The sequence below is a fragment of the Stenotrophomonas sp. GD03654 genome, assembly GCF_029845105.1.
Taxonomy (GTDB): domain Bacteria; phylum Pseudomonadota; class Gammaproteobacteria; order Xanthomonadales; family Xanthomonadaceae; genus Stenotrophomonas; species Stenotrophomonas africana.
Window position 1 is genome coordinate 34,279 of sequence record NZ_JAOCLC010000022.1, and the last position, 23,731, is coordinate 58,009.

The 23,731-nt window shown below is 62.3% G+C and carries 23 protein-coding genes; 17 read left to right on the forward strand and 6 right to left on the reverse strand.

What is annotated here, in order from left to right:
* Positions 1–73 precede the first annotated feature (73 nt).
* The 5 genes from N5J73_RS10330 to N5J73_RS10350 form a co-directional block, all read right to left on the reverse strand.
* Positions 74–691 carry a DUF3313 family protein gene (locus tag N5J73_RS10330; protein ID WP_004883071.1) on the reverse strand — a complete coding sequence of 206 codons (618 nt, stop codon included), beginning with the start codon at positions 689–691 and terminating at the stop codon, positions 74–76.
* A 12-nt stretch (positions 692–703) separates the two neighbouring features.
* On the reverse strand, positions 704–1,039 hold the full coding sequence (locus N5J73_RS10335) for a multidrug efflux SMR transporter (RefSeq protein WP_004883073.1): 336 nt from the start codon (positions 1,037–1,039) through the stop codon (positions 704–706).
* Between the two features lie 190 nt (positions 1,040–1,229).
* Positions 1,230–4,346: an efflux RND transporter permease subunit gene (locus N5J73_RS10340; RefSeq protein ID WP_004883075.1), complete on the reverse strand. Its 3,117-nt coding sequence runs from the start codon at positions 4,344–4,346 to the stop codon at positions 1,230–1,232.
* Positions 4,347–4,368: 22 nt separating this feature from the next.
* Positions 4,369–5,535, reverse strand: coding sequence for an efflux RND transporter periplasmic adaptor subunit (locus tag N5J73_RS10345; RefSeq protein WP_023123862.1), 1,167 nt, complete (start codon positions 5,533–5,535; stop codon positions 4,369–4,371).
* Positions 5,535–6,170, reverse strand: a complete 636-nt coding sequence (locus N5J73_RS10350) for a TetR/AcrR family transcriptional regulator (RefSeq protein ID WP_022652140.1) — start codon at positions 6,168–6,170, stop codon at positions 5,535–5,537. The genes N5J73_RS10345 and N5J73_RS10350 overlap by 1 nt, the downstream gene beginning before the upstream one ends.
* Positions 6,171–6,279: 109 nt before the next feature.
* On the opposite strand from N5J73_RS10350, the gene N5J73_RS10355 reads away from it, so the two are divergent.
* The 16 genes from N5J73_RS10355 (at position 6,280) to N5J73_RS10430 (ending at position 21,600) form a co-directional block, all read left to right on the forward strand.
* The gene (locus tag N5J73_RS10355; RefSeq protein ID WP_028699135.1) at positions 6,280–7,704 is read left to right on the forward strand and encodes a TolC family protein; all 1,425 of its coding nucleotides are present in this window, start codon (positions 6,280–6,282) and stop codon (positions 7,702–7,704) included.
* Positions 7,705–7,778: 74 nt separating this feature from the next.
* Entirely contained in the window at positions 7,779–8,723 is a 945-nt protein-coding gene (locus tag N5J73_RS10360) for a LysR substrate-binding domain-containing protein (protein WP_004883081.1), read from the forward strand.
* On the forward strand, positions 8,720–8,995 hold the full coding sequence (locus N5J73_RS10365; protein WP_004883082.1) for an EexN family lipoprotein: 276 nt from the start codon (positions 8,720–8,722) through the stop codon (positions 8,993–8,995). The genes N5J73_RS10360 and N5J73_RS10365 overlap by 4 nt, the downstream gene beginning before the upstream one ends.
* Before the next feature lie 274 nt (positions 8,996–9,269).
* On the forward strand, positions 9,270–11,285 hold the full coding sequence (locus tag N5J73_RS10370) for a conjugal transfer protein TraG (protein WP_004883083.1): 2,016 nt from the start codon (positions 9,270–9,272) through the stop codon (positions 11,283–11,285).
* Complete coding sequence (locus tag N5J73_RS10375) at positions 11,282–11,746, forward strand: ribbon-helix-helix protein, CopG family (RefSeq protein ID WP_004883086.1); 465 nt, start codon at positions 11,282–11,284, stop codon at positions 11,744–11,746. Before N5J73_RS10370 ends, N5J73_RS10375 begins: the two co-directional genes overlap by 4 nt.
* Positions 11,743–12,810, forward strand: a complete 1,068-nt coding sequence (gene trbB / locus N5J73_RS10380; protein ID WP_004883088.1) for a P-type conjugative transfer ATPase TrbB — start codon at positions 11,743–11,745, stop codon at positions 12,808–12,810. The genes N5J73_RS10375 and trbB overlap by 4 nt, the downstream gene beginning before the upstream one ends.
* Positions 12,807–13,190 carry a TrbC/VirB2 family protein gene (locus N5J73_RS10385; protein ID WP_004883090.1) on the forward strand — a complete coding sequence of 128 codons (384 nt, stop codon included), beginning with the start codon at positions 12,807–12,809 and terminating at the stop codon, positions 13,188–13,190. The genes trbB and N5J73_RS10385 overlap by 4 nt, the downstream gene beginning before the upstream one ends.
* Positions 13,187–13,459, forward strand: coding sequence for a VirB3 family type IV secretion system protein (locus N5J73_RS10390; RefSeq protein WP_004883097.1), 273 nt, complete (start codon positions 13,187–13,189; stop codon positions 13,457–13,459). Before N5J73_RS10385 ends, N5J73_RS10390 begins: the two co-directional genes overlap by 4 nt.
* Positions 13,460–13,470: 11 nt before the next feature.
* Positions 13,471–15,921 (forward strand): conjugal transfer protein TrbE, encoded by a 2,451-nt coding sequence (gene trbE, locus N5J73_RS10395; RefSeq protein ID WP_004883099.1) that lies wholly within the window; start codon positions 13,471–13,473, stop codon positions 15,919–15,921.
* Entirely contained in the window at positions 15,918–16,655 is a 738-nt protein-coding gene (trbJ, locus tag N5J73_RS10400) for a P-type conjugative transfer protein TrbJ (RefSeq protein ID WP_004883101.1), read from the forward strand. The genes trbE and trbJ overlap by 4 nt, the downstream gene beginning before the upstream one ends.
* A 12-nt stretch (positions 16,656–16,667) precedes the next feature.
* A complete protein-coding gene (locus tag N5J73_RS10405) occupies positions 16,668–16,994 on the forward strand; it encodes a hypothetical protein (protein WP_004883103.1) in 327 nt (108 codons plus the stop codon).
* Positions 16,991–18,355 (forward strand): P-type conjugative transfer protein TrbL, encoded by a 1,365-nt coding sequence (gene trbL, locus N5J73_RS10410; RefSeq protein WP_004883106.1) that lies wholly within the window; start codon positions 16,991–16,993, stop codon positions 18,353–18,355. The genes N5J73_RS10405 and trbL overlap by 4 nt, the downstream gene beginning before the upstream one ends.
* 29 nt (positions 18,356–18,384) lie before the next feature.
* On the forward strand, positions 18,385–19,089 hold the full coding sequence (gene trbF / locus N5J73_RS10415) for a conjugal transfer protein TrbF (RefSeq protein WP_004883108.1): 705 nt from the start codon (positions 18,385–18,387) through the stop codon (positions 19,087–19,089).
* On the forward strand, positions 19,086–20,078 hold the full coding sequence (gene trbG / locus N5J73_RS10420; protein WP_004883112.1) for a P-type conjugative transfer protein TrbG: 993 nt from the start codon (positions 19,086–19,088) through the stop codon (positions 20,076–20,078). Before trbF ends, trbG begins: the two co-directional genes overlap by 4 nt.
* Positions 20,079–20,080: 2 nt before the next feature.
* Entirely contained in the window at positions 20,081–21,361 is a 1,281-nt protein-coding gene (locus N5J73_RS10425; protein WP_004883119.1) for a TrbI/VirB10 family protein, read from the forward strand.
* Entirely contained in the window at positions 21,358–21,600 is a 243-nt protein-coding gene (locus tag N5J73_RS10430) for a DUF2274 domain-containing protein (protein ID WP_004883121.1), read from the forward strand. The genes N5J73_RS10425 and N5J73_RS10430 overlap by 4 nt, the downstream gene beginning before the upstream one ends.
* 347 nt (positions 21,601–21,947) lie before the next feature.
* Here the strand turns inward: N5J73_RS10430 and N5J73_RS10435 are convergent, their stop codons facing one another.
* Complete coding sequence (locus N5J73_RS10435; RefSeq protein WP_049445407.1) at positions 21,948–22,841, reverse strand: LysR family transcriptional regulator; 894 nt, start codon at positions 22,839–22,841, stop codon at positions 21,948–21,950.
* 114 nt (positions 22,842–22,955) lie between these two features.
* On the opposite strand from N5J73_RS10435, the gene N5J73_RS10440 reads away from it, so the two are divergent.
* On the forward strand, positions 22,956–23,714 hold the full coding sequence (locus N5J73_RS10440) for an SDR family oxidoreductase (RefSeq protein WP_049445404.1): 759 nt from the start codon (positions 22,956–22,958) through the stop codon (positions 23,712–23,714).
* Positions 23,715–23,731: the final 17 nt, after the last annotated feature.

Sequence of the window (23,731 nt, forward strand, 5' to 3'; positions counted from 1 at the left end):
CAAGAACGGCACCCTACGAATCCCCTTGATGAGGCTCCTCGCGATCCGCGCGAAGTTATGGAATAGCAGCTATTCACGAGCCAGCACTTCTCCAAGCGCTATTGATCCGTTCAAGGCAGGTGGTGATTGCAGACTTTGCATGCCCGAGCAGTGTGTAGGAGCCTTTGAAATCCGCGAGAGCGTTGCCGTGCTCGAAGCAGCTAGCAGCAGCCACCCGACGATCTGTTTGTTCATCTACTGCCTCAAACTCCAAACTAGCTCCCCCAGTTGTCACTGGTCCAACAAGCAACGTCGTTAGGGTGTTGACTGCTCTATTGGGCGTCTCAATGGTCGTAATTGCCACACGCACACGTATGCGGCCTGACGATGCGGGAGCTTCGGACTTAGTTTGGAGATGTCGCAGTTCACTGTTGACGTGATCGAGAAGCTCTCGCACTTGCTCAGCTTCAAGCCCACCTATGCGTCCAGTTGCCGTCACTACCTGAGCATCCTCGACTAATATTTCCCGGTAACGACTGGGTTCAAAGCCTGGCGCCTTGAAGAGCAGAACATTTTCGTACTTCGTTTTTCCCAATACATCGTAATCACCAAGAAACCCTGATCGAGTCATTCCGTTTGAAGCACAGCCAGATAAGGTTGCCGTGAGGCCTGCCAGCAGCACAAAATGGATTAATGAAATAGGGCGTTTCATATATATTTTCATTTATCCCATTTTCAGACAGACGATGCCAGCAACAACCAGCGCAATTCCAACCCAACGTATCAAGGAGGCGGTATCGCCGAACACATACACGCCCACGAAAAACGCGCCCAGCGAACCGATGCCGGTCCAGACCGCATAAGCTGTTCCTATGGGGATCTGTTTAAGAGATAACCATAGGAAAAAGCCGCTGGCTGCCATACAGGCAACTGCAATCGCCGGCCCCACGTAGCGCATCGCTGCATTGGCCGCACCCATCTTGAGGCCTAGTGGCCAACCGATTTCGAACAGGCCGGCAATCAGTAGAACCAACCATGGATTCCATGACAACGGGTTCATATATTTCTCCAAATCTATTCAGTGAAAATTGATTATCAAAGCATCAAAGCATCAAAGAATAGGCAGTAGGCGGTCAATTCGCTCTGCTTCTGATTTCTTCTTAAACTCTCTGATGGCGAGAATCTGTCTCCCCGATCTCTCCGGCCACGAGAGAGATCGGGGGAAGCGTGTGGACAGTTACGCTGAGGGATCAGACCGGTTGCACTGGTTGTTGTACCGCCTCGTGACTCCGTTTGCTGCCCGGCCACTTCATTCCGAACAGCACCTCGTAGAGCAACGGAATCAGGCCAAGCGTCACGAGCGTGCCAAGTGCGAGACCACCGATCATGCCGATGGCCATGCCCTTCCACAGCGGCCCCGCAAACAACATCAGGGGCACGAGACCCGCGATACAGGTCACCTTGGTCATCACGATTGGACGCAGCCGCTGCATCGCAGCTCCCACCAGGGCTTCATGTCGGGCGAGACCTTCCGAGAGGCCGTGTTCAATTTGTTCGAGCAGAAGAACGGCGTTGTTGACGATGATTCCGAACAGCGCAAGCACCCCGAATGTCGCCATGAAGCTGAAAGGAGTGCCTGTTGCCTTCAGTGCAATCACGACCCCAATCAACGTGAAGGGAATCGTTGCGAGAATCACGATCAGCTTGCGGAAGGAGTTGAACTGCCAGATGAATAGCAGCAACATCGCCAGAAGAGCGAACGGCATGTAGTGCGTGAGCGATGCATTCGATTCAGCCGATTCCTCAATTTCTCCACCAAGCTCTATGGCATAGCCTGCAGGTAGTTCAATTGCGGCGATCCGAGGTGCGAGGTGATCCACGATCTCTTGCGCGGTGTATGCGGTGTTCTGCCCCTGAACTGTGACTGTACGAATGAGATTGCGGCGCTGGATCACAGACGGCTCGCTAGCGAGCGTGACATCGGCCACTTGCGCCAGGGAAACCGGCTGGCCACCCGACGCTGGATAGATGGTCGTCGAACCAACGTCCGCAGTGCTGCGCCGATCATTGGACGTCCCGCGCATCACGATTGGCACGCTGGTATCGCCATCTCGGATCACAGAGATCGACTGGCCGATGTAGCGGGTGCCAAGCCAGGCAGCTATGTCGTCGGTGGTGACGCCAGCACGTCGCGCACGATCTTGATCGACCCGAACATCGAGACGGCCGACACGGGTATCCCAGTTGTTCTTGATGTTGGCCGTACCTGGCAGCTCCCGTAGCGCGGACTCAATTTTCGCCGCCGCATTCATCAGCACCTCATGATCCGGCCCACTGACCCGGTAGACGGCTGTGCCGGCTTCGGTAGTGCCTAGCGAGAACCGCTGAGGCTCTGCGCGTACATCTCCATGATGCTGCGCGAAGTAAGCCCGAGTTCGGGCAATCACGACGTCAATGTTGGTGCCTGCCTTGACCGTCACGACAAAGTACGCGATGTTCGATGCTGGCAATGGGGGATTGAGCCCAAGGATGAAGCGCGGCCCACCGTCAGCGACGTAGCCAATGTGATCCGTGATTTCGGGGTTGATTTCTTGATCACCGAGCCAGCCGCTCACTTCCTTCACTTTGGCAAGAGTGAGCCGTGAATCCGTTCCAGGGGCGAGCTGCACCGGTATTTGGAATTGAACTCGGTCGGACTTCGGCAAGAAGTCGTATGGCAGTGTCGTGAATCCGTACAGAGCTACGGCCAATGCACCCGTCATCACACCAACGTAGATCGCCTTGTGGTCAAGCACCCACTCAAGCAACTTGCGATAGCCGCGATAGAAGCGTGTGTTGTAGGTTTGCGCGTCATTCGCCGGTTGATGATGCACTTTGGTGAAGTGGTAGCACAGCAGTGGAGTGACGGTCAGACACAACAGCCAAGATCCGAGTAACGTGAGCGCGAGGACAATGACGAGAGAGCGCAGATACTCACTCGTCGCACTCTGGCCGAAGAAGAACGGGGAGAAGGCGATGACGATAACCAATGAGGACGTCAGCAGCGGCAGTGCGAGGGTACGACCCGCTTCGAGACAAGCCTGTTTGCGGTCTTCACCGGCTGCCAAGCGCCGTTCAATGTCTTCGGCAATCACGATGCCGTTGTCTACCAAGAGCCCCAAAGCGATGATGATGGCTGCCATCGAAACACTTTGCAGCTCGATGTTCAGCGCGCGCATCACGATCAGTGCCCCCAGAATGGTAAGCGGCACGATCATCCCGACGATGAATCCTGTGCGCCATCCCAGGAAAAGGACGACGACGCCGAGCACGATGACAATCGTTTCGATCATCACCTGGTTCATCTTGCCCATTTCACGTTTGACGACGTCTGCCTGGAATGTCACATAGGAGAGCTCGAAACCTGCGGGCAGAAGTTTCTCAAGCTCGGCCACACGGGATTTGAGGGCTACGCCGAATTGCTCCACGTTCTGGCCCGAGGTCATGGACACTGCCATCACTACGGCAGGCTGGCCCTTATAGACTGCAGCAGACTCGGGAGGATCTGCAGGTTGTACCTGCACGCGCGCAAGCTCTCCCAGTGAGATTGAAGGAGCAGGCGAAGCACCGCGCGCACCCTGAGCTTGCGCCATCATGATCGGCAACGCGCGCAGCGAGGCGGCGTCGCGAACCTCTCCACTAACAGCCAGCGAAGCGTTGATGCCACCGATGGCGATTTGCCCGCCTGAAAGCACGACGTTTTGTTTAACGAGTTGATCGATCACCCCTTGTGGGGTCAATCCAAGCTGGGCTAGTTTTGGTCGATCAAATTCGAGATAGACGCGCTCTTCCTGCAAGCCGTAGAAGCTGATGCGATCAACGCCGGGAAGCGCGTATAGGCGATCGCGCATCTCTTTCAACGACACACGCATTTCGCCCATGGAGTAGCCCGGCGCGGTCACCGCAATGGAGGCCACGGCAACACGGCCGAAGTCGTCGTTGACAAATGGCCCCAACGTACCCTGTGGAAGCAGAGGCTGAGCATCGGCAACCTTCGCGCGAACGCGCTGCCATATGGGGGCTAGGTCGGTGTACCGCTCCCAGATCGTGACCTGTATGACGGCCCCGCCCGCGCGAACGGTTGTGGTTACACGCTTGACCTCGGCCAGCTCCCGCAAACGCTCCTCGATCGGACGCGCGATCAACTGCTCAACACGTTCGGCTGGCATGCCAGGGTTCAGAACGGCAACAACCGCATCTCGAATCGTGACCGATGGCTCTTCCTGCGAAGGGAAATTGAGAAACGTGGCAATGCCGGCAACAAGAATGATGACCGCGGCAAGGTAGGTGAGTCTGCTGGCGCGCAGCGCCATTTCTGTGATCTTCATAGCGAAGTCTTCCTGTAGCGGGTCAGCGTCCGGCCAATTGGGTCGTGGCCTTGAGTGGGGTGACTTGTTGCTCGTTCGTCAGCCAACTCGCGCCAGCCGCGACTACCATCTCGCCGCGCTTCAGGCCGCCCACAACGCGAACGTTGTCGCCGCCTGGCTCGCTCTGGAATTGCACTTCCCGGCGGTGCACCTTCTTTCCGGTCACGTCATATACAAACACTGCGGCTTGTCCTGCTTTCTCACTGAGCACCAGTGCCGAATAGGGAAGCATCAGACGATCTGGTGAGGCATCCTTCGCTTCCGGTGCCTTCAGCAATACTTGAACGGCAGACCCGGGTCGAAGACTGCGCGCAAGAGTAGCATCTTGAGGAACGAGCACGACAGGTAAAAGTGAGCCATTTTCAGCACGCAAGCCGATGCGTTGTACCGAAGCACGAACGGGACTTGCTGACTCGCTCAGGCGCAGTTCGGCGACCTGCCCAATTTTGATATTTGCCGCCTGGGTCGTCGATGCAGTCGCAAGGACTTCTACGCCGCTGCGTAGTCCATCCACTTGAAGCACCGGCGCTCCGGCTGCAATATCTGTGAACGGCAGAGCGAGTTTCTCCGCGACGACGCCGTCGAATGGCGCATGAATGGCGGCCCCCCTTCGCGCACGCTCGGCAAGGCCGAATGCGGCCTTTGCATTGCGCACCTGGCCTTCAGCTGCAACCAACTGTGCTTTCACACTCTCGAATGCAGCCGGGGAGATTACGTTGCCCTCAAGCAGCCCCCTTTGCTGCGTTGTCTGCACGATTCTGTCTGCCAATGCGGCTTCCGCAGCAGCGAGTGTCGCCCGAGCCTGTTCTAGGCGGAGTTGCTCGGGCTGAACATCCAACTCAGCCAGAAGCTGTCCGCGAGAGAAGCGATCTCCCACGTCCACATGAAGCTTGCTGATACGCCCGCCAGTCTCGAACCCCAAGGTACTCCGCTCACTGGAGCGAGCTAGACCACTCAATTCAATGCGATTGGCCACAGAACCTACATCCCCCACCGTGAGCAGCTTGACCGCTCGCGGTGGATCGGAAGCAGGCTCCTTCTGACTACCACAGCCGGCAAGCGATGCGAGCAGAACAAACGCGAGGCCGACTTTCTGCATTTGCCAGGACTGGGATTTAAAGGGAGTGCAAGACACGGGAAGGCCTTTCATCAGCGTTTATCAATAGGGGTGAGTTCCAGTTCGCCGCGGGCGAGCGCCTGGAGGGTGTGCATGAGTCGAGAAAGGTCTTCGGCAGCAAACGTCGGAAAACCCATCATTTCGGCGAGGAAGACTCCGTCCAAGGCAAATAGAACGATTCCGGCGATATCGGTGCCGCGTGGAGATTTGCTCGCGTTCTCGTACTGCCTGCGGTACCAGCCGCGCACAGGCTCAAGCAGCGTGGGGTCTTCAGCCACGGCCGCCAGCAATGCAGCGCTCATCTTTTGCATCCCGCCGTCAGGCATAGCCGAGACCTGGCTGGATAGCCAAGGGTCTGGATCGCCGACGAATGGCAGCTCTCGCTCTTCCTGCCCGCCATCAAACGCCGAGACCTGGTCATCAATCATCGTGAGGAGCAGATCGCGCTTGGTCTTGAAGTGGTACAGGAACGCACCTTTGCTCATTCCTGCCCGTGCAACGACCGCGTCAAGCGTTAGGTGCCCGGCACCTCCCTCCATGACTACGTCACGCGCAGCTTGAAGGATGCGCTCCCGTGTTTGTTGCGCTTTCTTAGAGATGGAGGGGGCTTCAGCGCCGTTGTCCGCCGAATGCGACTCCTCTGGGCTTGATTTCATACGAGTTGCCATGGTGAAACTCCAAAGATGCTTGATTTTTGAACCGTCTGGACGGTATAGTACACGCCATGAACTATGCCCGTCAAGACGGCCTCCTCAATTCACAACCTAGTGGCTCAACATGTCCGATCCCTACGCCCGCCGCGGCCTTACTGCTGTTGCATTCCTATCGATCACGCTTCTCGCCGCGTGCAGCCACTCGCCTCACAGGGTGGAGACATCACGCGTTGAGGTTCCGGCCAAATTCATGAACGAAGCGGGTCTGGCTGTGCAGCAGGTGCCAGCACAAGCACTCCCGGCCGAGTGGTGGACGGCGTACGGTGATCCGCTGATTGACGCGCTGGTGCGCAACGCGCTGGAGCACAACACCGATCTCGCTATTGCAAGAGCGCGGATTGATGAAGCTGTGGCGATCACCCGACGTACACGCGCTTCAATGTTCCCTAGCTTGGCGCTCACGCCCCAAGCAACGCGCGCGCGCGACTTTTCTTTGGCACCGACCATCAGCAGCGATGCCAGGCTTCCGCTGTCGGCTTCATGGGAAGTTGATCTAGCGGGCCGCCTCTCGCATGCCGCTGATGGCGCACGGATGGACGCAGTTGCTGTCGAACAGAACTGGTTCGCGACACGTTGGCAGATCGCCTTTGAGACAGTGTCCGCTGCACTGCAGCAGCGGCAGGCGGCAGAGCTGGAAGATCTGGCAAAAGAGCGACTTCAAGTCGCCGAGCGCCTTGAGCGTCTGACAGAGCAGAAGTTCAAGGCAGGTCAAGCTACGGGCTTTGACATTGAACGCACGCGTTCCGAGGTCATCGCCCTCCGGGTGGAGCAAGAGCAGTTGCGACGCGTACGCGGCGAAGCAACGCATGCCTTGGATGTGCTCGTTGGCCGGATTCCGGGGGCGCTTGGCAGCGGTCCTGCGCTTGCCTCTCTCACCATGCCCGATTGGACTCCCAGAAGCGTGCCAGGCGAATTGCTGCAGCAGCGCCCCGACGTCAGAGCCGCGCAGGCGCGTCTTGCAGCGGCGACGGCGCGATGGAACGCAGCAGAAGGCGAGCGGTTCCCCAAACTTGTGCTCGATTTGAGTGGTGGGCGCCAACGCTTCGAGAACAACGGAACACGTGTGGCAGGGAACATTTTCTCTCTGGGCTTGGGTGTGACGCTTCCGATCTTTGACGGTGGAGCAATACAAGCGGGAATCGACGAGGGCTCAGCACGCAGTCGCGGCGCACAGGCTGACCTGGAACGCACGGTTTTGCTTGCGCTTCAGGATGTGGAGAACGCTTATCTGGGCTGGCAGACCCAGCGGACTTCTCTGCAGCATCAGGTCGATGGTCTTGTCGTCGCTGATCGACTCCTTGACCGCAGTCGACGCCTCTTTGAGGCGGGACAGGTGGATGCGACCGTTGTTGCAGAAGCGGAGCGTGGCACCTTGTCCCAGCGAGCGGCTCTGGTCCGTGCTCGCGCCGACGCAGCCGTGCAATGGGGTGTTCTCGCTAAAGCGCTTTCTGGTTCGCCAGAGCATGTGAATCTGCAATCTTCACCCTGAGTCCTTGAGTTGGAAGAACGCAGCATGGCAGCGAGTTTTAAATACTGAATAGATCGACGATTAGTAGGGGACGCATGGAAATTCGACATCTACGTTGTTTTATGGCGCTCGCCGAGGAACTTCACTTCGCTCGCGCCGCTGCGAAACTGCATATTGAGCAGTCCCCACTGTCTCGCACGATCAAAGAACTCGAAGAGGAGTTAGGAGCACAGCTCTTTATTCGGAACACGAGAAGCACGCGTTTGACACGAGCTGGGTTGATGCTCATGGAGCACGCACCTCGGGTGTTCGCATCCTTGCAACAGGCGCGGGACTGCGTGAAGGCAGCAAAAAATGGCTTTCATGGACAACTCCGCGTCGCCTTGTCAGACGGCGCAACACTACTGTGCTTACCAGCCCTATTGGCGTTGTGTCGCGAGGAGGAGCCCGAGGTTGAGATTCGCTTTTTTGAGGTGCCACTATCCCAACAAATCAAAGGATTGCACGACGACCTGTATGACGTCGGCTTTGCACAGTCCGACGACGTAGGTGATGGAATCGTCGCACTTCCCGCGTGGACTGACACGCTTATGGTGGCGCTGCCAGCTCGGCATCCGTTGCTGGCTCTTAAGCGAATTCCATTGGATGAACTGCTGCGCTACCCGCTAGTGCTATCTGATCCTCAAGTGTGCGAGGGCCACGCCAAGCACATTGAGCGAGTACTTAGCCGGGCTGAAATGCAGCCTCTAGTTGCCGAGCGGGTTACCACTTTCGACCTGATGATGGCGTTGGTATCTGCCGGTTTTGCACTCGGACTTACAGGGGCTGCACACATTGCAGCCTCCCGAGAGCCAGGAGTCGTGGCGAGGCCGCTTTCGACACGCGTACCACCTTTGACGACCTATCTACTCAGACTTGAAGGCGATCCGTTTGACGAGCTTGCGCGCTTCATTCAGCGAGTACAGGCCATCGAATTGCCAGAGTTTCTCAGGTCAACAAAAAGCCGAAATCCCGATCTTCCGGAGGAATTGATGCCATGAGACTCGCCATCACGCTCGTCGCTGCAATGCTAGTCGCATGCGGTCAATCTGATAAACCGCACAAAGCCACTAGTGCAGAAAAGAAAACCCCGACAGTAGAAGAGCTGGTGGCAGACCCGGAACAGCTCAAGAAGTTGCGCCAGCAATGCAAGACGGATCGGCCTACTTTGGGCGAACTGCTTTGCAACCGGGTAGCGGAGGCAACACGTAAGCGGTTCTACGGTGACGGAAAAACGCCATACACACCGCCCAAAGAATCCCCCAAATTCTGAAATTCAGCAATTCAGCAATTCAGCAATTCAGCAATTCAGCAATTCAGCAATTCGCTAGTCTGCCTGAATCTTCTGTTCGGCACGCTGATATTCGCCGGCGCTTACGGAGTCACTCCCTGGCTAGACACAGCGCGAATTCATTCTTTCTTATCGACCTTTCTGCCCCAAACGGTCTTTGACCGGCACTAAGCCAGCACCGATCCTGACGCCTGCGGCACATTTCTAAGCCGCGTTTCCCAAGGGAATCAGCGTAGGAGAGATTGGAGGCGGGGCTATGCAAGGTACGAATGTGCTGTTCGGTCAGATAGCCGTGGTATTCGGCATCGTGATCGCGGGTGTGTGGGGCGCCACACAATGGACGGCAGCAGCCCTTGGCTATCAGGTACGCCTTGGCTCCCCCTGGTTTGATTTCCTCGGCACACCGATCTACCTCCCGTGGAAGCTGTTTGAGTGGTGGTTCTTCTTCGATGCCTACGCGCCACGCGTTTTCGACACGGGCGGTGCCATAGCGGGTGGCAGTGGCTTGCTGGCGGTGGTGGTCGCAGTCTGCATGTCGATCTGGCGCTCTCGTCAATCACGCCTAGTCACGACCTATGGCTCGGCACGCTGGGCAAGTACGGAGGACATTCGCAAAGCCGGCCTTACGCAGCCGATCGGCGTGTTCCTCGGTCAGCACGATGGCAAGTACCTTCGGCATGAAGGCCCGGAACACATCCTCACTTTCGCGCCCACGCGCTCAGGCAAAGGCGTCGGCCTTGTGGTGCCGACGCTGCTTTCTTGGCCTGCATCCGCCGTAGTCCACGACATCAAGGGCGAGAATTGGCAGATCACCGCAGGTTGGCGCTCACGCTACTCACACTGCCTGCTGTTCAATCCGACCGATGCGAAGTCGGCGGCCTACAACCCGCTGCTAGAAGTTCGGCGCGGCGCACATGAAGTGCGTGACGTACAGAACATAGCCGACATTCTGGTCGATCCAGAAGGCGCGCTTGAGAAGCGCAACCATTGGGAGAAGACTTCGCACGCGCTGCTGGTCGGGGCCATCCTGCATGTGCTCTACGCGGGCGAGGACAAGACGCTGCGCGGCGTCGCCAATTTCCTCTCCGATCCGGCCAGCCCCTTCGAGCTGACCTTGCACCGGATGATGACCACACAGCACCTCGTGAACGTGGAAGGTGGTGGCCCGCATCCAGTCGTCGCTTCGGCGGCGCGCGAAGTGCTCAACAAGTCGGACAACGAGCGTTCCGGCGTGTTGAGCACCGCCATGTCGTTCCTGGGCCTCTACCGCGACCCCACGGTGGCCGAAGTCACCTCGCGCTGCGACTGGCGTATCGCCGACCTGATCGCGTCCGAGCATCCGGTGTCGCTTTATCTGGTAGTGCCACCTTCGGATATTTCGCGGACGAAACCGCTCATTCGCCTGATCCTCAACCAGATCGGCCGACGGCTCACCGAATCGCTCGACGGCAGCGACGGCATCGAACGCCGCCACAAGCTGCTGCTGATGCTCGATGAGTTCCCGGCGCTGGGCCGCCTGGACTTCTTCGAGACGGCGCTTGCCTTCATGGCGGGCTACGGAATCCGCAGTTTTCTTATCGCCCAATCGCTCAACCAGATCGACAAAGCCTACGGCCAGAACCATTCGATTCTGGATAACTGCCATGTCCGCGTGACGTTCGCCACCAACGATGAACGCACTGCGAAACGGATCTCCGAAACGCTTGGCACCGCTACCGAACTGCGCGCGCAGCGCAACTATGCCGGGCACAGATTGGCACCGTGGCTGGGGCACCTCATGGTGTCGCGGCAGGAGACGGCCCGCCCGCTACTGACGCCCGGTGAAGTGATGCAGCTTCCGACTGAGGAAGCTGTGGTGATGGTGTCCAGCGTGGCACCGATCAAGGCCAAGAAGCTGCGCTACTACGCCGACGCGAATTTCAAGAACCGCGTTTTACCGCCGCCTGTGCTCGCGGCCGGGCAATACGCGGACGCGCCACCGGCCCGGCCCGACGACTGGAGCGGCCTATCGATCCCAGCCGTGTCAACGGTCCGGGCTGCGGGCCTGTCCGGCGATGGCACAGGCACCGCCGATGACGGCGGCCCACGCCGACAGCCGGAGCTATCCGAAGTCAGCGAATACAGCCCCGAACCGCTGCTCGCCGGCCATGACCTGACTCTGCTCGATGACGACGACGACCTGCCGCTGCCGCTTCCCGGCCAGCTCGACCCGGCCATGCAGCGCACGGCCCGGCTGGCTTCCCTCGACCCCAACGACGGAATCGACTTATGAGCCAATACCGCCTCAATCTGTTCATTCAGCCCGAGCACGCCAAGCGTCTCGAAGAACTGGCCGCCAAGAAAGGCGTGTCCAAGTCGTCCATTGTCGCGGCGGCGCTCGCGTCGTGGCTATCGCCCGATGCTGGCGACCAGCGCGAGGCGGCCATCGCCAAGCGGCTCGATCGCCTGTCGCGGCAGGCCGAGCGCATGGAGCGCGACCAGAACATCCAGATCGAAACACTGGCGCTGTTCATCCGCTACTTCCTGACCGTCAGCACCCCGATTCCCGAAGCCCATCAGGACGCAGCTCGCGCCCAAGGCAAAGCGCGTTTCGAGCAATTCGTGGAGCGGCTCGGCCGCCACCTGCTGCGTGGCCGCAGCCTGGTGCGCGACGTTGTGGAAGAACTGCACCCAGACCCGGCGCGAATGGATGACGCGGAGGCACTGGCTGAAGCGCAGGAGCGTGCCTCATGAGCGCCATTCCGCAAACCCCGCCCGAACTCTCATCCGCCGCAACCTCTCTGGATCGCCGTATCCAGATGCTGCGCACGGCAATGGGGCCAGTCATCGCCGCTGCGCTGGCCGACCCCGACGTGGTGGAAATCATGCTCAACCCCGACCGCACCCTATGGGTGGATCGGTTGTCATCGGGCCGCATGCCGCTGGGCGTGGAGCTGTCCCAAGACGATGGCGAACGCATCATCCGGCTGGTGGCTGCGCACGTCGGCGCAGAGGTGCATCGCGGGCGGCCGCTGCTGACCGCCGAGCTGCCCGAAACCGGCGAGCGGTTCGAGGGCATCTTGCCGCCCGCAGCGCCCGGCCCAGCCTTCGCGCTGCGCAAGCGCGCCGTGAGCATCATCGGGCTGGATCGCTATGTGGCCGACGGCATCTTGACCACAGGCCAGGCCGAGTTCCTGCGCCGCGCCGTGCGTGAGCGCCAGAACATCCTGATCGCCGGGGCGACGAGCAGCGGCAAAACCACACTCGCCAATGCCTTGCTTGCGGAGATCGCCGCCACGGGCGACCGCGTGCTTGTGCTCGAAGACACCATCGAGCTGCAATGCGCAGCCCGCGACCATGTGCCGCTGCGCACCCGCGCTGGCGTCGTGTCTATGACCGAGCTGGTGCGGGCCACGATGCGCCTGCGCCCCGACCGCGTGATCGTCGGCGAGGTACGCGGCGGCGAAGCCCTGGACTTGGTTAAGGTGTGGGGCACCGGCCACCCCGGCGGCATCGCCACCATCCACGCCGGTTCCGCGCTGGGCGCGCTGCTGCGCCTCGAACAGTTGATTCTTGAAGTGGCGGTGAACCCACCGCGTGCGCTGATCGCCGAGGCGGTCAACGTCGTGATCCACATCGCCGGGCGTGGCCGCAAGCGCCGCGTCGAAAGCATCGCCCGTGTCGTCGGTTTCGACGGCACCGGCTATCGCCTGGCGGACGCGCTGGAAACACCGTTTCCCGAGCTGATGCCGGTTCCTCTCGCAGCCGATGCCGCTGCGCCTTCCTCGTCCCTTGACCTACCTGGAGAACTGCCATGACGCAGATGCACGTTCACGCTTTCCGTAATTCCGTAAATCCGGTTTCAACCATCGCACGCCTGCGGCGGCTGGCCGGCCCCGCGCACCACGGCCTGCTGCTGGCCGCAGTCATGCTGATGACGGCGGGCACGGCGAAGGCATCCGGCTCCTCGATGCCATGGGAAGGCCCGCTGCAATCCATTCTGGAGTCGATTCAGGGGCCGGTGGCACGCATCGTCGCGGTCATCATCATCATCGCCACGGGCCTCGCGCTCGCCTTCGGCGACACGTCGGGCGGCTTTCGCAAGCTGATCCAGATCGTGTTCGGTTTGAGCATCGCGTTCGCCGCGTCCTCGTTCTTCCTGTCGTTCTTCAGCTTCTCCGGCGGGGCTGTCGTATGAGTGGCCCGGATAGCTTCGCGGCCGGCTTCGAGGTGCCGCTACATCGCTCGCTGACCGAGCCGCTCTTGATGGGCGGCGCACCGCGCACGGTGGCGATTGCCAACGGCACGCTAGCCGCTGCCGTCGGGCTGGGCCTGCAACTCTGGATTCCTGGCGTAGTGCTCTGGATCGTCGGTCACTCGCTGGCCGTGTGGGGCGCGAGGGTCGATCCGCAGTTCATGCAGGTCTTCGCCCGGCACATCAAGCACAAGCCGCTGCTGGACGTGTAGGAGACGCCGCCATGCTTAACCTTGCCGAATACCGCCAGCGGCCCGCCTTGCTGGCCGACTGGCTTCCCTGGGCTGGGCTGATCGCGCCGGGCGTGGTGCTGAACAAGGATGGCTCGTTTCAGCGCACGGCGCGCTTTCGCGGGCCTGATCTGGACAGCGCCACGCAGGGCGAATTGATCGCCACGACGGCACGGCTAAACAACGCGTTGCGCCGGCTGGGTTCGGGCTGGGCGCTGTTCGTGGAAGCCGAGCGCCAGTCGGCCGCGGACTATCCGCATTCCGACTTTCCCGAACCGCTGTCCTGGCTGGTGGACGAAGAACGCCGCGCTGCCTTTGAGGAATCGGGGAACCACTACGAAAGCAGCTATCACCTGACGCTAGCCTATCTGCCGCCGGAGGAATCCCGCGCTCGTGCAGCCAAGCTGCTCTACGAGCACGCGCCGGGCGATGGTGTGGACTGGCGCGGTCGGCTTGACGCCTTCCTGGCAGAAACGGATCGGGTTTTCGACCTGCTCGATGGCGTGATGCCAGAAATCGTCTGGTTGGACGATGCCGCGACGCTGACTTATCTTCACGCCACGGTGTCCACGCGGCGCTACCGGCTGGCCGTGCCCGAGGTGCCTTTCCACCTCGACGCACTGCTGGCCGATTCCGCCCTAGTCGGCGGCCTTGCGCCCATGCTGGGTGACCAGCATCTGCGCGTGGTGTCGGTGCGGGGCTTTCCGACCTCGACCTGGCCGGGCCTGCTGGACGACCTCAATCGCCTGGGCTTTGCCTATCGCTGGAGTACCCGGTTTCTCTGCCTCGATAAAGCCGAGGCGGAAAAGGAGCTGGGCCGCCTGCGTCGCCAGTGGTTTGCGAAACGGAAGAATGTCATTGCGCTACTGCGCGAAACCATCTTCCAGCAGGAATCGCCGCTGGTGGACACGGATGCCAGCAACAAGGCGGCCGACGCGGATGCCGCCTTGCAAGAGCTTGGCAGCGATCAAGTCGCCTTCGGCTACCTCACCGCCACGGTGACGGTGTTCGATGACGACCCTGCCGTAGCCGACGAAAAGCTGCGCATGGTGGAACGTGTCATCCAAGGACGTGGCTTCGTCACCATCCCCGAAACCTTAAATGCAGTCGATGCGTGGCTGTCGTCCATACCAGGCAATGCCTATGCCAACGTGCGCCAGCCCATCGTCTCGACGCTGAATCTGGCGCACATGATGCCGGTGTCCGCCGTGTGGGCTGGGCCGGAGAAAAACGCCCATCTCGACGGCCCGCCGCTGATCGTCACGCGCACGGATGGCGCGACGCCGTTCCGGCTGGTGACGCACATCGGCGACGTGGGGCATACGCTGGTCGCGGGGCCGACGGGCATGGGAAAATCTGTCCTGCTGGCGATGCTCGCCTTGCAGTTCCGCCGCTATGGCGGCTCGCGCATCTTCGCCTTCGACATGGGGCGATCCATGCGGGCGACGGTGCTGGGCCTGGGCGGCGAACACTACGACCTCGGCGCGGACGGCGCCATTGCCTTTCAGCCCTTGGCCCGTATCGACAGCGAAGGCTATCGCACCTGGGCCGCCGAGTGGATCGAAGGCCGCCTGCTGCATGAAGGCGTGACCGTCGGCCCCGACGAGAAAGCCGCCATTTGGTCGGCGCTCGGCAGCCTCGCTGGTGCGCCGGTGGAGCAGCGCACGATGACCGGGCTTTCGGTGCTGCTGCAATCGAACGCGCTGCGGCAGGCATTGTCGCCGTATGTGCTGGGCGGCGCGCACGGCAAGCTACTGGATGCCGACCGCGACCGGCTCGGCAGCGGCGACGTGCAGGGCTTTGAGATGGAAGAGCTAATGCACAGCCCCGCCGCCGTGCAAGCGGTGCTGCGCTACTTGTTCGCCCGCTTCGATGCACGTTTCGACGGTGCTCCCACGCTGCTGATTCTCGATGAAGCCTGGCTATTCCTTGATGAACCGTCCTTCGCGGCACGCATCCGGCAATGGTTGAAAACTCTGCGCAAGAAAAACGTGTCGGTGATCTTCGCCACGCAGTCGCTTGCCGACATCAAGGATTCGACCATCGCGCCCGCGATCATCGAAAGCTGCGCGAGCCGGATTTTCTTGCCCAACCCGCAGGCGACCGAGCCGCAGATTCGCACGGTCTACGAGGGCTTTGGCCTCAACAGTCGGCAAATCGAAATCGTCGCCACCGCGCAGCCCAAGCGCGACTACTACTACCAATCGCGCCTGGGCAATCGTCTGTTCGACCTCGACCTGGGGCCAGCCGCGCTCGCCTTCTCGGGCGCATCCACACCGCAAGACCAACGCGACATTGACCGAGTGCTGACGCAGGCCGGCGCTCCCGGCTTCGCCGGTGCGTGGCTACGCCATCGCGGCCTCGATTGGGCCGCCGACCTGCTGCCGTCCTCGCCGTCGGCGGCTTCTTTCCTCGCTACTCAACCCCTGGAGATTTCGCCATGAAGACCCGTGTACTTTCCGTTTCGCTCGCCGCCGCGCTGGCCGGCTCGCTGATGCTCGCTCAGCCAGCGGCGGCGCTCACTTTCGTTGATCCCGTCAACTTGGTGCAGAACACGCTGACTGCCATCCGCACGCTGGAGCAGATCAACAACCAGATCAACCAGCTCCAGAACGAAGCGCAGATGTTGATGAACCAGGCGCGCAACCTGGCGAATCTCGACTTCAACATCGTCAACCGGCTGCGCTCGACGCTCGCCACGACTGAACGCCTGATTGCCGAGGCGCAAGGGCTGGCCTACGACGTGCAGAGCATGGATGCCACGTTCTCGCGCCTGTACCCGGAGCAGTACGCCGCCACCATCAGCGGCGACCGCATGGCACAGGACGCACGCGAACGCTGGAAGAACACGCTCGACGGCCTGCACACCGCGATGCGGATGCAGGCGCAGGTGTCGCAGAACCTGACGCAAGACGAAAGCGCGCTGGCCGACCTCGTGAGCCAAAGCCAATCGGCCACGGGTGCGCTGCAAGCGATGCAGGCAACGAACCAGCTTCTCGCCTTGCAGGCCAAGCAGTCCATCCAGGCCCAGCAGCTCCAGATCACACAAGACAGGGCGGCCTCGCTGGAGCTGGCGCGGCAGGCAGCGGCCACCGAGCGCGCCCGCGAAGTGCGGCGGCGCTTCCTGGGCACCGGCACGCCGTACACACCGCAGTCCGTCAACTTCTACAACAACTGACGGGAGGCGGCCATGCGATGCGTTCCTGTCCTGCTGGCCGTGCTGCTGACCGCATGCGGCCAGCAGCCGGCTGAAGACCTGACCGCCACCTTGGCCGCCGATCCCGTGCGGCTCAAGGCGCTGCGCGCCCAATGCGCAGCCGACCGGCAAACCGCAGGCGAAGACACCTGTCGCGCCGCTGCCGAAGCCTTCCGGCGGCGCTTCTTCACCGGCCAGACTGGGCCGGACGAATACCGGACGCTGGCAGAACTGCCGCCGATTCCGGCGAGTTTCGACACGCCAACCGACGACGCGCCGGAAGGTGATGCGTCGCTCGCCGCTGCGGAGGACACGCCATGAACGACGTAACGATCATCGACAGATTCCTCGATACCTTCTCGCGCTACATCGACTCCGGTTTCGGTCTGCTGCAAGGCGAAGTCGCGTTCCTGACGGCCACTCTCATTGTCATCGACATGACCATTGCCGGTCTGTATTGGGCCATGAGCCATGCGACCGGCCAGGGCGAGGACGTGATCGCCAAGCTGCTGCGCAAGGTGCTTTACGTCGGTGCCTTCGCCTACATCATCGGTAACTTCAATTGGCTGTCGAGCATCGTGTTCCGCTCGTTCGCCGGGCTAGGCATCACCGCCACTGGCTCGGCCATAACGATGGAGAACTTCTTGCAGCCGGGTCGGCTTGCCAAGACCGGCATCGACGCCGCTGCGCCGATCCTCGACCAGATCGGTGACATGGCCGGCTTCCCCGAAGTGTTCGTGAACCTCGACCCCATCGTGGTGCTGTTCATCGCTTGGCTGGTGGTGATCCTCTGTTTCTTCGTGCTCGCGGTTCAGCTTTTCATCACGTTGATCGAGTTCAAGCTGACCACGCTTGCCGGCTTCGTCTTGATCCCGTTTGCGCTCTGGAACAAAACCTCGTTCCTCGCGGAAAAGGTGCTCGGCAATGTGGTTTCGTCAGGCATCAAGGTCTTGGTGCTGGCGGTAATCGTCGGCATCGGCTCGGGCCTGTTCGCGGAGTTCCAGGTTCATCCCGACGAGCCTTCCATCGACCATGCGCTTGTCGTGATGCTGGCTTCGCTTGCCTTGCTGGCGCTGGGCATCTTCGGCCCCGGCATCGCCACGGGCCTTGTGTCCGGTGCGCCGCAGCTCGGCGCGGGTGCGATGGCGGGCGCTGCCGTCGGCGCGGTAGGCACGGGTGTTGCCATCGGTGCCGCCGCGACCGGCGTGGGCGGTGCCGTCATGGCGGGCGCACGCATGGCCCCGGCCGCCGCAAAGCTGGCCGGGAGCGGCGCACGCGCCGCCACGTCGGCGGCCAGCAGCGCCAAGTCCGCATTCCAGGCCGGTTCCGCCGCTGCGGGCGGCGGGGCTAAAGGCGCGGCTGCGGGCCTCGGCAATGTCGCCAAGACCGGCGCGCAAGCGGCAGGCCGCCGAGCTGCATCGGGCGCTTCCGCTGCCGGTCAGAAGGTGGCCGACTCCTTCCGGGCAGGATGGAACGGTGCGGATGTCGGCGCTGCCGGTTCCGGCCAGGCCGCCGCAGGCGAAGGCGCAGCCAGCGCGCCGAAGCAAGAGCAACCCGCCTGGGCAAAGCGGATGCACCGCCGCCAGCAGATCACCCATGCCGCAACCACCGCAGCCCACACGCTGCGCAGTGGCGACGGCGGCGGCTCAGGGCAAGGCCCAAGCCTGCGCCCCGATGCGTGACCCGATACCTGACCACCAAGGAGAACCCTATGCGATTCAAACGCCCGCAGGTGCGCTATGCCGACACGCCGCAGCCTGCCACCCCGTACCAATCCGCCGCGCAGGTGTGGGACGAGCGCATCGGCTCGGCCCGCGTCCAGGCCAAGAACTGGCGTTTTATGGCCTTCGGCTGCCTCACGCTTGCGCTGCTGATGGCCGGTGGCCTGGTGTGGCGCTCGGCGCAGTCCATCGTCACCCCTTACGTCATCGAGGTCGATCAGTCGGGGCAGGTGCGCGCCGTCGGCGAAGCCGCCACGCCGTACCGGCCCGCCGATGCGCAGATCGCGCACCACCTGGCGCGCTTCGTGACGCTGGTGCGCTCGCTGTCTATCGATCCCATCGTGGTGCGGCAAAACTGGCTGGACGCCTACGACTACACCACCGACAAAGGCGCGGCGGTGCTCAACGACTACGCCAGCAAGAACGATCCTTTCGCCCGTGTTGGCCGCGAGTCGGTGACGGTGCAGATCACCAGCGTGGTACGCGCCAGCGATGCCTCGTTCAACGTCCGTTGGACGGAGCAACGGTTCATCAACGGTGCCCCCGCCGGGACCGAGCGATGGAACGCGGTGCTTTCCACCGTCCTGCAAACCCCGCGCACCGAACAGCGCCTGCGCAAGAACCCGCTGGGTATCTACGTCAACGGCCTGTCGTGGAGCCGCGAACTGGATTCTTCTGAAGGAGCCAAGCCATGAACCTGTCTTTCCGCTTATACGCTTTCGCGCTGACCGTGGTGGCCCTGTCGGGCTGCGCTTCGCAGGGCAAGCCGCCTCCGTCCATTTCGCTCGATGAGCCGGTGCAGGCACAGCCGCTGCCGGAGCCGCCTGCTCCAGTGGAAGTCGTCGCCATGCCCGAGCCGCTGGCGCTGCCAGCGCAGTTGAAGCCGCTGCACGAGTTGGACGCGGCCCCGGCTAAGCCGGAGCCGGCCGATGAGAAGGTGCGCGTTTCCCGTGCCAATGCCGAGGCGCGCATCGCGCCCACGCGCGAGGGCTACGTCAATGCGATTCAGGTGTGGCCCTTCACCGATGGTGCGCTCTACCAAGTCTATGCCGCGCCGGGACGCGTGACCGTGGTTTCCTTGCAGCCGGGCGAGGAACTAGTGACGGTCGCAGCCGGCGATACCGTGCGCTGGATCGTCGGTGACACGTCCAGCGGCAGCGGCGACGCGATGCGCATCAATGTGCTGGTCAAGCCCATCCGCTCAGGCCTCAAGACGAATTTGGTCATCACCACCAGTCGCAGAACATACCTGCTGGAACTGACCTCGACGGAAAAGGCATGGATGGCGTCGGTGTCCTGGGACTACCCAAAAGACCGGATGTTGGCCTTGCAGCGCCAGTCGCAGGCGGCTAGCGCCGCCGCACCGGTCGATACCGGACTGTCGCTGGAGAAGATCCGCTTCCGATATTCCGTCTCAGGCAGCAATCCGCCGTGGAAGCCGCTGCGCGCCTTCGACGATGGCGAGAAGGTCTATATCCAGTTCCCGCCGGGAATCGCCCAAGGCGAGCTGCCACCGCTGTTCGTCATCGGCGCGCAGGGCGACGGACAACTGGTGAATTACCGTTTTCGCTCGCCTTACTACATCGTGGATCGGCTGTTCGGCGCGGCCGAACTGCGCCTGGGCGGCGACAAGGGTGACGTGGTGCGTATCGAACGCACGGATGGCTTGGCGCGGAGGAACTGACCATGAGCCAGGACGACACTCCCGACCTCGCCACGCCGCATGCGGGCAAGGTGGCACCCGAGGCAGTTGCGCTGCGCGCCCAACCGCGCCCGGTCACGCGCCTGAACCGGCGCACGCTGGCCATCCTCGTCGGCGGTCTCTCGGTCGCTGTGCTCGGCGCGCTGATGTGGTCGCTGCAACCGCAGCGGCGCGGTGCAGGCGAGCAGACCGAGCTTTACAACGTCGATCGCGTCTCGAAGTCCGAAGGGTTGGACGCGCTGCCGGCGGACTACTCGAAGCTGCCGCCCCCCTTGGCGGCATCCGTGCCGGAGTTGGGGCCGCCGCTGCCAGGCGATCTTGGCCCGGCCATTGTGAAGTCGCAGCAGCCGGTGACGGCCGCCTACGCGGCCCCCGGCAACGACCCCAACGACGCGTTGCGCAAGGAAGCCGAAGCAGCAGCGGCATCGGCGGTGTTCTTCCGCTCTGGTTCGCAGAAGGCCGCGCCGGTGGCGCAGACACAGGTAGCCGCTGCGCCGGGCTTCACCGCCAATGCGGCCTTCGACCCGCTGGCGGCCGGGCCTGCGTCGACGGCGGCCCAGCCCGCCGACCCGACCGCCGTGCAGAACCGGCAAGACCAGAAAGAGGCATTCCAGAAAGCCGGAACCACGGAAGCCCGTGATTCCGGCAACCTGACGCTGCCGGCGTCGCCGTATCAGGTCATGGCCGGAACGGTGGTCGCCGGGGCGCTGGTGACGGGCATCAAGTCGGACTTGCCGGGCGATGTGATCGCCACAGTGACGGAGCCGGTCTATGACACGGCTACCGGCAAGTTCCTGCTGATCCCGCAGGGGTCACGCATCCTGGGCAAATACAACAGCCAGGTCAGCTACGGGCAGAGCCGCGTGCAAGTGGTGTGGAACCGGATCATCCTGCCCGACACGTCTTCGCTCAAGCTCGACAACTTGGCCGGCACCGATCCGGCCGGCTACGCCGGCTTGGAAGATGATGTGGATTGGCATTGGGATCGCGTCTTTGCCGGTGCGGCACTGACGACGCTACTGGGCATCGGTGCCGAACTGGCTGCGCCGGAGAACCGGCAGGACGGTGATCGCGTCATCATCGCCGGCCGCGATAGCGCCCAGGACAGCATCAATCAGGTCGGTCAGGAGATGACCCGGCGCAACCTCAACATCCAGCCCACCTTGACGGAGCGCCCCGGCTTGCCGGTTCGCATCATCGTCAACCGCGATCTGGTGCTGCGGCCGTACCAGCCACTTTTCTTCAACAGGGGGACTTCGCGATGACGACGCGCAAGCTACGGCTCGGGCCGCTGCCGAAAACGGAATCCACGAAGCTGACTTTTGCTTGCCCGGCCAGCCTGAAAGCCGACCTCGACCGCTACGCTACGCTGCACGCGCAGACCTACGGCGAGGCGGTCGATGCCACGGTGCTAATTCCGCACATGCTAGAAGCCTTCATGGTCGGAGATCGGGGATTCAGGAAGGGAGGCGCGGGCAAGGCCGCGCCGCCGAAGCCAAGCTGATGATGCCGGTTTCCGCTGGCGGCCATCCCTCAAACGCGCAGCCCAAGGCTGCGCGTTCTTCATTCTGGAGGACGGCGACCGATTGGGCTATGAAGACCAAACGCGGCTACCGCCTGCAGGCAACCGCCCCCGATGCAGCACGCTCGGGCTTTCTACCGCGAAGCTCCTATGTGGCTCCCAGCCCACAACGCCACAGCCCCGCAAGGCGGCCCGAAGTAGAGCCAAACCCGCACCCCATATAGACTTCCGGCCATCAGGCTGATTTCAACAATCGCTTGACTGCGGACATTTTTTATGGGCCGTTTGTAGCGTCGAGCCATGATCGACTGTTCTTCTGAGCGTCGAGGCTAGCGGTGCGCCTCCGGTGGAAAGCGCTCCACCAGGAAGTCCAGGAAGCTGCGCAGGCGCGTCGAGTGGTAGCGATCATGGGCGAAGACCACGTGCATCGGCCGGCCGGTCTGGCCCTGCTCCGGGAACAGCTGTACCAGGCGCCCGGCGTCGACGTCGGCAGCCAGCAGCAGTGCCGACTGCAGCACGATGCCCAGCCCATGCAGCGCCGCCGTACGCAGCGCTTCGCCGTTGTTGATCTGGAGCCGACCGTCGGGCGCACGGTCGAGTTCGCCAGCGTCGGCCTGCAGCCACTGCGCGAGTGCCGTCGGTTCGAGGGAGAGGCGCTCGTGCCGGGCAAGTGCCTGCAGATCGGTGGGCGTGCCATGCCGGGCGAGGTACGCGGGCGAGGCACACATCATCAACCGGTACGGCGTCAGTGCGCGCGCGACCAGTGTGCTGCTGTCGGCCAGCGTACCGATGCGCAGTGCCGCTTCGAATCCTTCTTCGACGAGGTCGACGACGCGGTCGCTCAGCGTCGCTTCGACACGCACGCCAGGATAGCGCGCCATATAGTCGGCCAGCGCAGGCACCAGCGCATGCGTGCCGAAGATCACCGGTGCGCTGATGCGCAGCGTGCCTGCCGGTGCCAGCTGCTGGTGCTGGGCCTGTGCATCGGTTTCATCCACCAGCCGCAGGATCTCCCTGCAGCGGGCGTAGTAGTCCTCGCCGAAGGGCGTCATGTGCTGGCGCCGCGTGGTGCGGCTCAGCAGCTGCATGCCCAGGCGAGCTTCCAGTGCACGCAGGTGCTTGCCGGCCATCGTCGGCGAGATAGCCATCGCCGCTGCCGCAGCGCTGAGGCTGCCCTTGTCCACGATCAGCACGTAGACCTGCATGCTCTCCAGCAGGTTCATCTGACACCCCGGGTGTTGAATGCTGAAACCTGCGCGGAGTTTATCAATCAGCGGTGATCGAACAGCATGCATTGCACGGGCCGGATGTACCGGCCATGCTCACAGGAGATCACCATGGATTTGAACCTCGAAGGGCGCACCGCCTTGGTCACTGGCGCAGGCAGTGGCATCGGTGCCGGTGTTGCCCGGCTGCTGGCGGCCCAAGGCGTACGCATTGCGATCAGCGCACGACGTGCGGAACCGCTGCAGGCGCTGGCTGAAGGGATTGAGGCCACGGGTGCGCCGGCACCGATCATCCTGCTCGGCGACGTCACCGATGCGGAGGATGTACGCCGCATCGCGGATGCAGCCTTGGCGGCGCTGCAGCGCGTCGACATCCTGGTCAACGCGGCGGGGGGATCGCGCCCAACCCCGATGGATGCCGGTGACGATGTCTGGGAGGAGGCGGTCGCGCTGAACTTCTCTGCAGCCCGGCGCCTGACCCAGGCGCTGCTGCCGGCGATGCAGGCGCAGGGCTGGGGACGGGTGATCAACTTCAGCGGTTCGATGGAGCCGCGCGCAGTGAACGCGGCTACCGCCGCGAAGGCGGCGCTGCACCTGTGGGGCAAGGGGCTGGCCTCCGAAGTGGCCGGGCAGGGCATCACGGTGAATGCAATTGCGCCGGGACGGATCAACAGCGCACAGATCCTCGGCCGCCTGCATCCCACCGAGGAGAGCCGACGCGAGTTCATTGCCCGCAACATTCCGATCGGGCGTTTTGGTGATCCGGAGGAGGTGGCGCCGCTGGTGGCCTTTCTGGCCTCGCCCTTGGCCGGCTACATTACCGGCGCGGTGATTCCGGTGGATGGCGGCATGCACTACTTCGCGCACTAGCCCTCCGTTTGTAGAGG

Bases quoted from the DNA above. Each gene is read 5' to 3' on its own strand.
- N5J73_RS10345 (WP_023123862.1), bottom strand. From the start codon at position 5,535: ATGAAAGGCCTTCCCGTGTCTTGCACTCCCTTTAAATCCCAGTCCTGG.
- N5J73_RS10360 (WP_004883081.1), top strand. From the start codon at position 7,779: ATGGAAATTCGACATCTACGTTGTTTTATGGCGCTCGCCGAGGAACTT.
- trbE (WP_004883099.1), top strand. From the start codon at position 13,471: ATGCTTAACCTTGCCGAATACCGCCAGCGGCCCGCCTTGCTGGCCGAC.
- trbB (WP_004883088.1), top strand. From the start codon at position 11,743: ATGAGCGCCATTCCGCAAACCCCGCCCGAACTCTCATCCGCCGCAACC.
- N5J73_RS10370 (WP_004883083.1), top strand. From the start codon at position 9,270: ATGCAAGGTACGAATGTGCTGTTCGGTCAGATAGCCGTGGTATTCGGC.
- N5J73_RS10425 (WP_004883119.1), top strand. From the start codon at position 20,081: ATGAGCCAGGACGACACTCCCGACCTCGCCACGCCGCATGCGGGCAAG.
- N5J73_RS10350 (WP_022652140.1), bottom strand. From the start codon at position 6,170: ATGGCAACTCGTATGAAATCAAGCCCAGAGGAGTCGCATTCGGCGGAC.
- N5J73_RS10355 (WP_028699135.1), top strand. From the start codon at position 6,280: ATGTCCGATCCCTACGCCCGCCGCGGCCTTACTGCTGTTGCATTCCTA.
- N5J73_RS10405 (WP_004883103.1), top strand. From the start codon at position 16,668: ATGCGATGCGTTCCTGTCCTGCTGGCCGTGCTGCTGACCGCATGCGGC.
- N5J73_RS10390 (WP_004883097.1), top strand. From the start codon at position 13,187: ATGAGTGGCCCGGATAGCTTCGCGGCCGGCTTCGAGGTGCCGCTACAT.
- N5J73_RS10430 (WP_004883121.1), top strand. From the start codon at position 21,358: ATGACGACGCGCAAGCTACGGCTCGGGCCGCTGCCGAAAACGGAATCC.
- N5J73_RS10375 (WP_004883086.1), top strand. From the start codon at position 11,282: ATGAGCCAATACCGCCTCAATCTGTTCATTCAGCCCGAGCACGCCAAG.
- trbJ (WP_004883101.1), top strand. From the start codon at position 15,918: ATGAAGACCCGTGTACTTTCCGTTTCGCTCGCCGCCGCGCTGGCCGGC.
- N5J73_RS10335 (WP_004883073.1), bottom strand. From the start codon at position 1,039: ATGAACCCGTTGTCATGGAATCCATGGTTGGTTCTACTGATTGCCGGC.
- trbG (WP_004883112.1), top strand. From the start codon at position 19,086: ATGAACCTGTCTTTCCGCTTATACGCTTTCGCGCTGACCGTGGTGGCC.
- trbL (WP_004883106.1), top strand. From the start codon at position 16,991: ATGAACGACGTAACGATCATCGACAGATTCCTCGATACCTTCTCGCGC.
- N5J73_RS10385 (WP_004883090.1), top strand. From the start codon at position 12,807: ATGACGCAGATGCACGTTCACGCTTTCCGTAATTCCGTAAATCCGGTT.
- N5J73_RS10435 (WP_049445407.1), bottom strand. From the start codon at position 22,841: ATGAACCTGCTGGAGAGCATGCAGGTCTACGTGCTGATCGTGGACAAG.
- N5J73_RS10330 (WP_004883071.1), bottom strand. From the start codon at position 691: ATGAAACGCCCTATTTCATTAATCCATTTTGTGCTGCTGGCAGGCCTC.
- N5J73_RS10365 (WP_004883082.1), top strand. From the start codon at position 8,720: ATGAGACTCGCCATCACGCTCGTCGCTGCAATGCTAGTCGCATGCGGT.
- trbF (WP_004883108.1), top strand. From the start codon at position 18,385: ATGCGATTCAAACGCCCGCAGGTGCGCTATGCCGACACGCCGCAGCCT.
- N5J73_RS10440 (WP_049445404.1), top strand. From the start codon at position 22,956: ATGGATTTGAACCTCGAAGGGCGCACCGCCTTGGTCACTGGCGCAGGC.
- N5J73_RS10340 (WP_004883075.1), bottom strand. From the start codon at position 4,346: ATGAAGATCACAGAAATGGCGCTGCGCGCCAGCAGACTCACCTACCTT.